The sequence below is a fragment of the Stutzerimonas stutzeri genome, assembly GCF_018138085.1.
GTDB lineage: Bacteria > Pseudomonadota > Gammaproteobacteria > Pseudomonadales > Pseudomonadaceae > Stutzerimonas > Stutzerimonas stutzeri_AI.
The window spans coordinates 1,540,581-1,552,979 of the sequence record NZ_CP073105.1; the positions used below are offsets into that span (position 1 = coordinate 1,540,581).

Here is a 12,399-nt window from a genome sequence, read left to right on the forward strand (position 1 = left end):
AGAAAAAAGCCGGGCATCGCCCGGCTCTGGAAAAAGCTGGTGTCTATCAGGCGGGAACGAAGCTGGCAGGGTAGGCCAGGGAGGCCTGAGCGCTCTGGACATTGCTCAGCGTCTCACGAACCACTTGCTTGGCAACACAGGCGCATTTGCCGCACTGGGTGGCAACGCCGGTGGCTTCGCGCACTTCACGGTAGCTGCAGCAGCCTTCGTAAATGGCTTCACGGATCTGGCCGTCGGTAACACCTTGGCAAAGACACACGTACATATGAACTACCCGTTGGGTCTGTGATGGGTGAGATGCTAAACAGAATGAGAATGATTGTCAAAGTTCGTTCGTCGGGAGCTCGCGGTCGCTTTCACGCTGCGTGGTGCGATAGGCGAGCCGCAATCTGAGTCCTTAGTAGCTGTTTCGGCCGGATGAATGGCCGGCCGCACGATGCGTTAAACTGCGTTCCCTTTTCCGCGCCTGGAGCCGTCATGGCCCTGCAAGCCACGCCTTACAAAGTCGAAATCAACCTCACCGATCTCGATCGCCACGTTTATCAGGATCTGCGCTTTACCGTTGCCCGGCATCCGTCGGAAACCGAAGAGCGTCTCGCCGCCCGGTTGATCGCCTATGTGCTCTGGTACAGCGAGCAACTGGCGTTCGGCCGTGGACTGTCGGATGTCGATGAGCCGGCTTTGTGGGAAAAAAGCCTGGATGATCGCGTGCTGCACTGGATCGAAGTGGGCCAGCCAGATGCCGAGCGGATCACTTGGTGTTCCCGGCGTGCAGAGCGATTCAGCTTGGTCGCCTACGGCAACTTGCGCGTCTGGCAGACCAAGGTGCTCGACACTGTGCGTAGCCTGAAGAAAATCAATGTGGTGGCGGTTGGGCAGGAGGCGCTGGAGGAGGTGGCTCAGGATCTGCCACGGGCAATCAGCTGGAGCGTCATGATCAGCGAGGGTTCGCTGTTCATCACCGACGAGCGCGGCCAGCACGAGGTGCCTCTGGAGTGGTTGATCGGCGAGCGCGGCTGAGGCACCCGCCAGTCATGAGGGCGTAGCCGCCGTCTTCAGGATTGCCAGAACTGCACAAAGGCGTTGAACGACATCACCACGCCGACCGCCGTAGCCGCCATGGCCAGCAGGCCGAACACCAGCATCCAGGTGGGATGGCGGTACTCGCTTCCGACGATGCCTGGCTTCTTCGCGGCCCAGAGGATGCAGGCCAGAGCCAGAGGCAGCACCAGCGCATTGAGCGTGCCAGCCACGACCAGTACTTTCACCGGTTGGCCTACCAGGCCGTAGATCAAGGTCGAACAGGCGATGAACGCGATAACCATGCGCTGGTTGTGGCGCTGAATGCTCTCGTGCAGGGAATACATAAAGGTAACGCTGGTGTACGCAGCGCCGATTACCGATGAAACCGAGGCCGCCAGCAGCACGATGCCGAACATCTTGTAGCCGATCGTGCCCATGGAGTGGGAGAACACCGAAGCCGCTGGGTTACCTGCATCCAGCGCCATGCCCTGGCTGACCACTCCGAGTGCGGCGAGGAACAGGCAGATGCGCACTACGCCCGTCGTCGCGATACCGGTCACCGCGGCGCGCGTCACCACGCCGACGTTCTCGACGCCCGTGATGCCTGCTTCGACCAGGCGATGCCCGCCGGAGAATGAAATGTAGCCGCCGACGGTGCCGCCAACCAGGGTCACGATGGACAACAGCAGGACCAGCGGGTCGTCCGGGTTGATGCTGCGGCTCAGCGCTTCCATTACCGGCGGGCTCGACTGCAGCATGGCGTAGCCGATCATGCACAGCATCACCAGGCCGAGCACCTGCATCACCGAGTCCATGACGCCCTTGGCGTTGCGCAGCAGAAAAATGCCGATGATCAGCACTGCCGCGATCAGCGAACCGAGCACCGGCGGCATGCCGAAAATCACATTCATGGCCAGGCCAGCGCCGCCAATGTTGCCGATGTTGAAGGCGATTCCGCCGAGCACGATGAATGCCGAGATCAAATGGCCGATTCCGGGCAGTACCCGGTTCGCCACATCCTGGCCGCGCAGATTGGCGACGGTAATGATTCGCCAGATGTTGAGCTGGGCGCCGATGTCGATGAGCAACGAGATGACGATGGCGAACGCGAAACTCGCCAGGTATTTCTCGGTGAATAGCGAAGTCTGGGTCAGAAAGGCGGGGCCGATGGATGAGGTCGCCATGATGAAGATGGCGCCACGCAGGACGTTGCGTTGCGACGCGGGGGTAGCGCTAGCGGTGGGGTGCATTGGGATACCTTTTTTCTTGATGTTGGGGCAGGTAGAAATGCAGCCGGGCGGGGCCCGGTGTCGTTGTTTTGTTGTTGTGTGCGGTATCGGTGGTACGTCAGTTCGCCTCGTTTGGTTGATGCATCGGTTGCCCGCATTCATGCCAGGCGCCAGGTCCGGGGATAGGCGGCTGCGGCGCTACAGTCCGATGCCGCCGCAGCGTCTGGGTTCGCTCATCGCCATCTGGCAAGCAATTGCCGTTGCTCTCGCTGCGCGGCGGCCAGCGCGATCGGCTTCAGATGGATCCGAGCGCCGGGCATGCACTGAGCCAGACGCGCCACGGCCAGCGGGGTAAGCGCTCCGAGGCGCGGATAACCACCGATAGTCTGCCGGTCGTTCAGCAAAACGATTGGCTGGCCATCTGGCGGGACCTGAATCGCTCCCAAGGGAACGCCTTCGGAAATCATCGATTGCCTGGCGCTACGCAGGGTGGGGCCAAGCAGGCGTACACCCATGCGGTCGGCACGCTGGTCGATGGTCCAGGGCTTGTTGAACGCATCGAACAGGCTCTGGCCACTGAAGTCGCCAATCTGGGCGCCCAGCACCACCGCCAATGCATCGGGGTTAGTCAGCGATAGCGTCTGGGTGGGATCCAAGGTGCGCGGTTGGGGCGCCCTGCCATTCCAGCTCAGTCGATCGTCCAGAGCGAGTGGGCGGCCGTCTCCCTGCATCCCGCCCAGCGCCTCGCGACGTACCGTGGCGCAACTGCCGAGCAGTTGCGGCGCCGTGAACCCGCCGGGCGCGGCGAGATAGGCGCGTACGCCCTGACGCGGTTGAGCGAAGTCGAGGCGTTGGCCCCTGCGAATGCGGAAGCTTCGCCCCGGTGCGACGGGCTGACCGTCCAGCGTGGCGCCAAGGTCGGCACCGCATAACGCCAGGCAGCTATCGGACTCGGCGAGCAGAACGAGATTGCCGAGGGTGATTTCCACGGTGGCGGCCTGTAGCGGGTTGCCCAGCAGCCAGTTGGCCCAGGCCTGGGACACCCAGTCAGCGGCGCCACCCTGGGTCACGCCCAGGTGACGCACACCGAATCGGCCGCCGTCCTGCAAGCTGGCGAGCGCGCCGCTGCGTTCGATCAGCAGGCTCATGGCGTCACCTCGAAGGGGCTGTCGTCGCCACCGAGGCGAACGAATTCGGCATGGTCGATGGGCTGGAAACGCACCCGATCACCGGGTTGCCAGATGCTGTAGCCATCGAGGTCTCGGTCGAACAGCCGAGTCGGGCTGCGACCGATCAGATTCCAGCCGCCAGGCGAGACCAGCGGATAGATTGCGGTCTGCCGATCGGCGATGCCCAGGCTGCCGGCCGGCACTTGTTTGCGCGGGGACTGCAGGCGAGGGCTGGCAAGGACTTCATCGACCAATCCCATGAAGGCGAAGCCCGGCGCGAAACCCAGCGCGAACACCTGGTAGGTCCGAGCGCTATGCCGCTCTATCACCCCTGCGATACCGAGGCCGCTGCGTTGGCCAATGGCCTCGAGTTCCGGTCCGACGCTGGAGTCGTACCACACCGGAATGTCCAGCTCGCGTGCTTGGCCACCTGCGTCCGGCTCAAGTTCATGCAGGGCTTCGGCGATGCGTTGGCGGGCCTGGCTGTCGTCCAGTTGTTCCAGGTCGTAATGCACCAGCAGCGTCGTGTAGGAGGGCACAAGATCGATCAGCGCCGCACCGAAGGCGTCGCGCAGACGGCTGGCTGCGGCCAACAGCCAGGGCATATGGGCTTCGTCGATCTCATCGAACAGGCGCAGCATCAGGCAATCGATGCCGACCACTTCGATACGCGGCTTCATGCTGGAAGGCGCTCGAGCGCCTGGCGAATGCGTTGCACCGCGGCGACCGATCCGGCGTTGTCGCCGTGTACACACAGGGTGTCGGCGCGCAGCCGCAAGGCGCTGCCATCGCTGGCGGTCAGCGCGTCGCCCCTGGCCAGGCTTACCGCCTGGGCGACCACGGTTTCAGCGTCGTGGTGGACGGCACCGGGGAGGGCGCGTGACACCAGCATCCCAGTCGCGTCATAGGCGCGGTCGGCGAACACCTCGAACCACAGCGTTACGCCCAGTTCGTCAGCCAAGGCCTGCGCGCCACTGTTGTCGCGAGTGGACATCAGCATCAAGGGAAGCGACGGCGAGTAGGCGATGACGGCTTTCATCACCGCGCGCAGCAGCTCGGGCTTGCGCATCATGTCGTTGTAGAGCGCACCGTGCGGTTTGACGTAGCGCACCTGCGTACCCTCGGCCCGGCAGATGCCGTCCAGCGCGCCGATCTGGTAGAGCAAAATATTCTCCACTTCGTCCGGGCTGCAGGCCATGGAGCGGCGGCCGAAGCCAACCAGGTCGGGATAGGCCGGGTGCGCGCCGACCGTTACGTCATGCTCGACCGCCAGCGCCACGGTACGGCGCATGGTCTGTGGGTCCGATGCATGAAAACCGCAAGCCACGTTGGCGCAATCGATGAAAGGCATGACTTCGGCGTCCAGACCCATGGTCCAGGCGCCGAAGCTTTCACCGATGTCGCAGTTGAGAAGTAGACGTTTCATACCAATCCTCACGGGCAACTGGCCCGCACGGCGCGCCGGCGGGTAGATGAATACTACGATGATAAATTATCGATAATTTATCAATAATTTTTTATCGTTGGTCTGTTCGGAGGTCGTTTCCGGCCGTATTGCTGTATGCTTGCCGCCCCGAATCATCCGGGCGGCACCACGCTTCGCCCCCTCAGGTCATGGTCCACAAGATGGTTGACGCCAAACCCCCCCGTCCATTGCGATCGCCCATCGTCGCGTCGGCGCATCTCGCCGAACAGTCGCAGGAACTCTCGGAGCTGGAGTACGGAATCATCGTCGCCAGCGCCGCCCTGATGCGCTGGATGGAGCGCTGCATGAAGGCGTCCGGCGCGGTGGAGATGAACGCGCTCGATGTCATGGTGCTGCACAATCTGACCAGCCGAGGCAGGGCCAAGCGACAGGCGGACATCTGTCTGCTGCTCAATATCGAAGACACTCACACCGTGACCTACGCGCTGAAGAAGCTCGGCAAGCTCGGCCTGGTGGAAGGCGAAAAGCAGGGCAAGGAAATGTTCTACCGGACCACCGACAAGGGCCGTGAACTCTGCCAGGAATATGCCGATATTCGTCGTGAGTGCCTGATCGCCTCCTTCGAAAACCTCAACGTCGACCCCGACGAGATCCACCGTCTCGCCGGGTTGCTGCGTGCCATGTCGGGTCTCTACGACCAGGCGGCGCGCGCTGCTACCTCGCTCTGATCGACTTCACGCTGTACGCCGGATTATTCATAGATGCGCATCGAACCCCGTCCTCTTCCCGAACAGCTCCCCGACCTGGGCGACCTGCCGCCGCTGTTGACGCGTCTGTACGCAGCCCGCGGTGTGCAATCGGTCAGTGAGCTGGACAAGGGCCTGGCGCGCCTGATTCCGTACGGCCAACTCAAGGGGATCGACGGAGCGGTGTCGCTGCTGGTCGAGGCAATCGAGAACGGCAAGCGCATCCTTTTCGTCGGTGACTTCGATGCCGACGGCGCTACGGCCAGCACCGTGGGCGTGCTGGGGTTGCGTCAACTGGGCGCGGCGCACGTGGATTATCTGGTACCCAATCGCTTCGAGTATGGCTACGGCCTGACGCCTGAGATCGTCGCCGTGGCCCTCGAACGCCGGCCCGATCTGCTGGTGACCGTGGACAATGGCATCTCCAGCGTCGACGGCGTGGCGGCGGCCAAGGCAGCCGGGCTCAAGGTGCTGGTGACTGACCATCACCTGCCAGGCCCGGAATTGCCTGCGGCCGACGCTATCGTCAATCCCAATCAGCCCGAATGCGCCTTTCCGAGCAAGTGCATCGCGGGTGTCGGGGTGATCTTCTACGTGTTGCTGGCCTTGCGCGCCGCGCTGCGTGACAGCGGCTGGTTCGCCCGTCAGGGCTGGTCCGAACCGAACCTGGCCGAGCTGCTCGACCTGGTCGCGCTGGGCAGCGTCGCCGACGTGGTGCCGCTGGACGCCAACAATCGCATCCTCGTGCACCAGGGCCTGGCACGGATACGCGCCGGTCGTGCGCGGCCTGGGCTGCGGGCGATTCTGGAGGTGGCCGGGCGCGACCATCGCCGCATCACCTCGACCGATCTCGGCTTCATCCTCGGGCCGCGACTGAATGCGGCGGGGCGGCTCGACGACATGGCCCTGGGCATCGAATGCCTGCTCTGCGAAGACGAAGCGCTGGCGCGGGACATGGCTGTGCAGCTCGACCAGCTCAATCAGGACCGCAAGGGCATCGAGCAGGGTATGCAGCGCGAGGCGCTGGCGCAATTGAAGGACCTGCCGCTCGAGGACATGCCGTTCGGCCTCTGTCTGTTCGACCCGGACTGGCACCAGGGCGTGATCGGCATCCTCGCTTCGCGGCTGAAGGAACGCTATCACCGCCCGACCATCGCCTTTGCCGATGCCGGCGATGGTCTCTTGAAGGGCTCGGCGCGCTCGGTGCCGGGCTTTCATATCCGCGATGCGCTGGATGCAGTGGCGGCGCGCCATCCCGGCCTTATCAGCAAGTTCGGCGGCCACGCGATGGCGGCGGGACTGTCGCTGCCGGAAGCGAACTTCGGCGCCTTCGCAGCGGCCTTCGATGTCGAGGTGCGGCGTCAGTTGTGCGAAGACGACCTGACCGGGCGGTTGCTGACCGACGGTCAGCTGAGCATCGAGGAATTCCACCTGGAGCTGGCCAAGGCGCTGCGCAATGCCGGGCCCTGGGGGCAGCACTTCCCCGAGCCGGTTTTCCATGGGGTCTTCCAGCTGGTGCAACAGCGGCTGGTGGGCGAGAAGCACTTGAAAATGGTGCTCAAGAGCGAATGTGGCTCGCTGACCCTCGATGGCATTGCTTTCAATATCGATCGCGACCTCTGGCCCAACCCCAACGTGCGCTGGGCCGATCTGGCCTACAAGCTGGATGTCAATGAATTCCGCGCGCGCGAGAGCGTGCAGTTGTTGGTCGCGCATATCGCCGCACGCTAGAAAGTCGCACCTTAGCCCATGCCGGGCGCGCCAACTCTATCGGGAGAGGGGCTGAACGAAGTCACCGCATCGTCGACTTGGTTCGTTGCCGACGGGCGAGAGCCGCACACCCTCGCCAGGGCCGAGCCCGGCCAGTCTTTCTCTCCAAAGAGGAGAGGGGTCGAAAGAAGCAATCGCATCACCCGGCGCTGCTGTTCCGGGCCGATGGATGGGGTCACATAGACACCTCGCCATCGCCGGACTCGGTCTCCCTCTGGGGAGAGGGCTAGGGTGAGGGGCGGCGGTTGGCACACCGAAATGGTCTGAAGGCCACCTCCGTACGATGATCGGTCAGCTGAATCGAGCCCTATTTGTCACGTCGTGCATGATTGGCGCGCGCCCGGCTCCGACCTAAAGTGATCGAATTACAATAACAATCCCTCGGAGCCTGCGATGAGCGAAACGACCCGGCATCACCGTGCCTGCCACCTGTGCGAAGCCATTTGTGGCCTGACCATCGAAACCCGCGATGAGCAGATCGTTTCCATCAAGGGCGACCCGGAAGACAGCTTCAGCCGCGGCCATATCTGCCCCAAGGCGGTTGCGCTACAGGACATCCAGAACGACCCGGACCGCCTGCGCCATCCCATGCGCCGGGTCGGCAGTGAGTGGCAGGCCATCGAGTGGGACGAAGCCTTTGCGCTGGTAGCCGGTCGTCTGGCCGAAATTCGCGAGCGTCACGGCAACAACGCGGTCGCGGTCTACCAAGGCAACCCCAGCGTGCACAACTACGGGTTGATGACGCACAGCAACTACTTCCTCGGTCAGCTGAAAACCCGCAACCGCTTCTCCGCGACTTCGGTCGACCAACTGCCGCACCATCTGACCAGCCTGATGATGTACGGACATGGTCTGCTGATTCCGATCCCGGACATCGATCACACCGACTTCATGCTGATCCTGGGCGGCAATCCGTTAGCCTCCAATGGCAGCATCATGACCGTCCCCGACGTGGAAAAGCGTTTGAAGGCGCTGCAGGCGCGCGGCGGCAAGCTGGTGGTGGTCGACCCGCGCCGCAGCGAGACGGCCGCGATTGCTGATCAGCACCTGTTCGTCCGCCCTGGAGAGGATGCTGCGTTGCTCTTCGGGCTGCTCCATACGCTGTTCGCCGAAGGCCTGACCCGCACCAGCCACTTGCCGGTGGATGGTCTGGATGAGTTGCGCACCGCAGTGGCGCCGTTCTCGGCTGATGCTATGAGCCTGCGCTGTGGGGTGCCTGCCGAGCAGATTCGCCAGCTGGCGCGCGATTTCGCTGCGGCGGAAAAAGCGGTCTGCTACGGACGCATGGGTGTGTCCACTCAGGCCTTCGGTACGCTGTGCCAGTGGCTGGTGCAGTCGATCAATCTGGTTACCGGCAATCTGGACCGCGTAGGCGGTGCACTCTGCACGGAGCCAGCGGTGGATCTGGTGGCGAATACCTCGGGCGGCCACTTCAATCGCTGGCAGAGCCGGGTGTCCGGCTTGCCGGAATATGGCGGCGAGCTGCCCGTCTCGGCGCTGGCCGAGGAGATGCTGACCGAAGGCGAGGGGCAGATTCGTGCACTCATAACCGTTGCGGGTAATCCGGTGCTGTCGACACCCAATGGCCGCCAGCTGGAACAGGCCCTGGACGGGCTCGATTTCATGCTCAGCGTGGATTTCTACATCAATGAAACCACGCGCTACGCCGACCTGATCCTGCCGCCAACCGCGCCGCTGGAGCATGACCACTACGACACCACGTTTAATCTGTTTGCCGTACGCAACGTCACCCGCTTCAACGAGGCGGTGCTACCCAAGCCGACCGGCGCGCTGCATGACTGGGAAATCTTCGTCGGTCTGGCCCGGGCCTTCGCGGCGCGCACTGGCGGCGACCTCAAGCCGACCGTCGCCCCTGAGCAGATGATCGACATGGGGCTGCGTGCTGGCTTCTATGGCGACAGGAGCGAACTGACACTGAGTCTGGCGAGACTGCGTGACTTCCCGCATGGGCTCGACCTGGGAGCGCTCAAACCCAACCTCGCCGGCCGGCTGAAGACCCTCAACCAGCGTGTCCAGGCCGCGCCATCGCTGTTTCTGCAGGATGTGCAGCGCTTTGCCTCGGCCACCGCTGCGCAAACGGATCAATTGCTGCTGATCGGCCGTCGTCACGTGCGCAGCAACAACTCATGGATGCACAACTATCACCGGCTGGTTAAGGGCAAACCGCGGCATCAGCTGTTGATGAACCCGCTCGACCTGTCGCGGCTCGGGTTGCTCGATGGTCAGCGCGTGCGGGTTCGCTCGCGGGTCGGCTTGATCGAGGTGGAAGTGGCGGCCAGCGAAGAGATGATGCCCGGCGTGGTCAGCCTGCCGCACGGCTGGGGCCACGGGCGTCCCGGCGCACAGCTGGAAATCGCTAACCGCCAGCCAGGGGCGAGCGCCAACGACCTGACGGATGAGCGCCAGCTCGATGCGCTGTCCGGTAATGCAGCGCTCAATGGCGTGCCGGTTTGGGTGGAGGCGGCTTAGGAACGATGCAGCAGCCAGGCTGCCAGGGCCTATTACGGTATGGCACTGCCCGATCAGCGGGAGCGGTCTCGACCGCGAAAAAGCGAGCAAGCAGCTGAATGTTTGCGACTTGCCGAATATGGCTGCTACTAACGGATCTTCGTCCGCGACCGGCTAAGCCTCGTGCAGTCTTCTTCGCGGTCAAGACCGCTCCCACGAAAAGCTGGGCGTTTAGCCTGATGGTCAGTAGTGCGCGGGCCGAAAAGCCCGCCAGCCCTGCACTCGCATGGGTATGGCCGCGTCCGATCTGTGGGAGCGGTCTTGACCGCGAAAAGGCGAGCAAGCGACTGAGCGTCTGCTGGTCGCCGATATGGCCGCTACGGACGGCTCTGGTTTTGTCCTCGGTCGGCTAAGCCTCGTGCAGTCCCTTCGCGGTCAAGACCGCTCCTACACAGCTGAGCCTGTAAGCAGCACGCGGTTGCAGCGGTTCACCATTGTCATGATGAGGCCGGTGCGCCGGACAAAGTCGTCGAAACAGTCTGTACTGGAGGATGTCCAAAGCACGCATCCCACGCAGTCGAGGTTTCCATGACACAGCTCTTCCAGCCGCTCACCCTGCGCCAGCTGACCTTGCCCAATCGCATCGTCGTGTCGCCGATGTGCCAATACTCGGCGAAAGCGGGAATGGCCAACGACTGGCATCTGGTCCACTTGGGCAGTCGCGCGGTGGGCGGGGCGGGGTTGGTCATCATCGAGGCCACCGCCGTAACGGCCGCTGGTCGCATTTCCCCGGAGGATCTCGGCATCTGGTCCGATGAGCATGTCGAGCCGCTACGACGTATCACCCGCTTCATCGAAGCCCAAGGTTCGGTAGCCGGTATTCAGTTGGCGCACGCCGGCCGCAAGGCCAGCACCTGGCAGCCCTGGCTGGGGCGGCACGGCAGTGTGCCCATCGCGGCCGGCGGCTGGACGCCAGTAGGGCCGTCGGCGATTGCTTTCGATCCGGAACATGCAGTGCCTACCGCACTGGACGAGACGGGTATCAGGGAAGTGATCCAGGCCTTCGTTCACGCTGCTGAACGGTCGCTGGCCGCCGGTTTCAAGGTGGCCGAGGTGCACGCCGCACATGGTTATCTGCTCCATCAGTTCCTCTCGCCGCTCTCCAACCAGCGTCAGGACGCCTACGGCGGATCGTTCGATAACCGCATTCGCCTGCTGCTGGAGGTGACCGAAGCCGTGCGGGCGGCATGGCCGCAAGAGTTGCCCCTGTTTGTCCGTCTGTCCGCTACCGATTGGGTGCAGGATGGCTGGAATGCCGAGGAGACTGTCGAGCTGGCGCGGCGGTTGAAGACCCTGGGCGTCGACCTGATCGACGTGTCATCTGGCGGTACGGCGGTCAATGCCGAGATCCCGGTCGGCCCCGGCTACCAGACGCAGTTTGCCGAAAAGGTCCGGCGAGAGGCCGGCATCGCCACCGGCACGGTCGGCATGATCACCGAGGCGGTCCAGGCCGAACACATCCTGCGTACCGGCCAAGCGGACCTGATCCTGCTGGCGCGCGAGTTGCTGCGCGATCCCTATTGGCCGCTGCACGCTGCGGAAGATCTGGGCGATAGCTCCGTGCCCTGGCCGGCCCAGTACGTACGCGCCGCGCATCGGAACACGCCGATCCGGCAGATTCCCGAGTCGCTCGACTGAGCGCGCTCCATCCTTTCAAGGCAGGTATTCATGAAAACCACCGGTTTGCTCGATCAACTGCTCAAGTCCGGGCAGGACCTTCTACAAAAGCAGCAGGGCTCCGTTGCGCGCCCTGGCAATGCCAAGAGCGGCGGCTCGCTCGGCGACATGCTGTCAGGGGCCGGTGGTCCGCTGGGCAGCCTCCTTGGTGGCAGTGATGGTGCCGGGCGTGGAGCCTTGGCGACTGGCGCGCTCGGCATGTTACTGGGCAGCCGGGGTGGCCGCCGTTTGGGCGGCAAGGTGGTCACCTATGGCGGCCTGGCCGCCCTCGGCATGCTCGCCTACAAGGCCTACGGCAACTGGCAGGCGCAACAGGTACAACAGCAGGGCGGCGCAGCGGAGGCGAATGCGACACAGACAGAGCCGAAGACGGTCGATCGGTTACCGCCGGACCAGGCCGAGGAGCACAGCCGCGGTATTCTTAAGGCGCTCGTCGCGGCAGCCAAAGCCGATGGTCACGTGGACGATCAGGAGCGGAAGATGATCGAAGCCGAACTGGCCCAGCTCACCGATGATCCCGAGCTGCAGCGTTGGCTCGAGGCAGAGCTGAACAAACCGCTGGATCCGGTGGATGTCGCCGCGGCTGCGACCACACCGGAAATGGCCTCGGAAATGTACCTGGCCAGCATGCTGATGGTTGACGAGGAGCAGTTCATGGAGCGCGCCTACCTCGATGAGCTGGCTCGGCAGCTGAAGCTGGATGCGCAATTGAAGGCCGAGCTGGAAAGCCAGGTGCGCGGCGTGTCCGCTTGAGGCTGGCGGCCAGGCCCATTGGCGTTGCACGTTTTCGCCTGGTTTGAATCGTGTCGTGGCCAGTGGTCCCTGGCGGG

At 63.6% G+C, this 12,399-nt stretch carries 11 protein-coding genes; 6 read left to right on the forward strand and 5 right to left on the reverse strand.

Annotated elements, in window-relative coordinates; translation table 11 throughout:
- Positions 1 to 46 precede the first annotated feature (46 nt).
- Positions 47 to 265: a bacterioferritin-associated ferredoxin gene (locus KCX70_RS07240; protein WP_021209933.1), complete on the reverse strand. Its 219-nt coding sequence runs from the start codon at positions 263 to 265 to the stop codon at positions 47 to 49.
- A 212-nt stretch (positions 266 to 477) separates the two neighbouring features.
- Here KCX70_RS07240 and KCX70_RS07245 point away from each other — a divergent pair, with 212 nt between their 5' ends.
- Entirely contained in the window at positions 478 to 1,020 is a 543-nt protein-coding gene (locus KCX70_RS07245) for a YaeQ family protein (RefSeq protein ID WP_021209932.1), read from the forward strand.
- Between the two features lie 35 nt (positions 1,021 to 1,055).
- Here the strand turns inward: KCX70_RS07245 and KCX70_RS07250 are convergent, their stop codons facing one another.
- From KCX70_RS07250 to KCX70_RS07265, 4 genes are all read right to left on the reverse strand, one after another.
- Complete coding sequence (locus tag KCX70_RS07250; RefSeq protein WP_212619720.1) at positions 1,056 to 2,273, reverse strand: NRAMP family divalent metal transporter; 1,218 nt, start codon at positions 2,271 to 2,273, stop codon at positions 1,056 to 1,058.
- A 212-nt stretch (positions 2,274 to 2,485) separates the two neighbouring features.
- Positions 2,486 to 3,400 carry a biotin-dependent carboxyltransferase family protein gene (locus KCX70_RS07255; RefSeq protein WP_212619721.1) on the reverse strand — a complete coding sequence of 305 codons (915 nt, stop codon included), beginning with the start codon at positions 3,398 to 3,400 and terminating at the stop codon, positions 2,486 to 2,488.
- Complete coding sequence (gene pxpB / locus KCX70_RS07260; protein WP_212619722.1) at positions 3,397 to 4,101, reverse strand: 5-oxoprolinase subunit PxpB; 705 nt, start codon at positions 4,099 to 4,101, stop codon at positions 3,397 to 3,399. The genes KCX70_RS07255 and pxpB overlap by 4 nt, the downstream gene beginning before the upstream one ends.
- Entirely contained in the window at positions 4,098 to 4,847 is a 750-nt protein-coding gene (locus KCX70_RS07265) for a 5-oxoprolinase subunit PxpA (RefSeq protein ID WP_212619723.1), read from the reverse strand. The genes pxpB and KCX70_RS07265 overlap by 4 nt, the downstream gene beginning before the upstream one ends.
- A 200-nt stretch (positions 4,848 to 5,047) precedes the next feature.
- Here KCX70_RS07265 and KCX70_RS07270 point away from each other — a divergent pair, with 200 nt between their 5' ends.
- From KCX70_RS07270 to KCX70_RS07290, 5 genes are all read left to right on the forward strand, one after another.
- Entirely contained in the window at positions 5,048 to 5,575 is a 528-nt protein-coding gene (locus KCX70_RS07270; RefSeq protein WP_031311247.1) for a winged helix DNA-binding protein, read from the forward strand.
- 33 nt (positions 5,576 to 5,608) lie between these two features.
- Positions 5,609 to 7,324, forward strand: a complete 1,716-nt coding sequence (gene recJ, locus KCX70_RS07275; RefSeq protein WP_212619724.1) for a single-stranded-DNA-specific exonuclease RecJ — start codon at positions 5,609 to 5,611, stop codon at positions 7,322 to 7,324.
- A 432-nt stretch (positions 7,325 to 7,756) separates the two neighbouring features.
- Positions 7,757 to 9,853 carry a molybdopterin oxidoreductase family protein gene (locus KCX70_RS07280; RefSeq protein ID WP_212619725.1) on the forward strand — a complete coding sequence of 699 codons (2,097 nt, stop codon included), beginning with the start codon at positions 7,757 to 7,759 and terminating at the stop codon, positions 9,851 to 9,853.
- A gap of 567 nt (positions 9,854 to 10,420) precedes the next feature.
- Positions 10,421 to 11,530, forward strand: coding sequence for an NADH:flavin oxidoreductase/NADH oxidase (locus KCX70_RS07285; RefSeq protein WP_212619726.1), 1,110 nt, complete (start codon positions 10,421 to 10,423; stop codon positions 11,528 to 11,530).
- A gap of 30 nt (positions 11,531 to 11,560) precedes the next feature.
- On the forward strand, positions 11,561 to 12,322 hold the full coding sequence (locus KCX70_RS07290) for a tellurite resistance TerB family protein (protein ID WP_212619727.1): 762 nt from the start codon (positions 11,561 to 11,563) through the stop codon (positions 12,320 to 12,322).
- Positions 12,323 to 12,399: the final 77 nt, after the last annotated feature.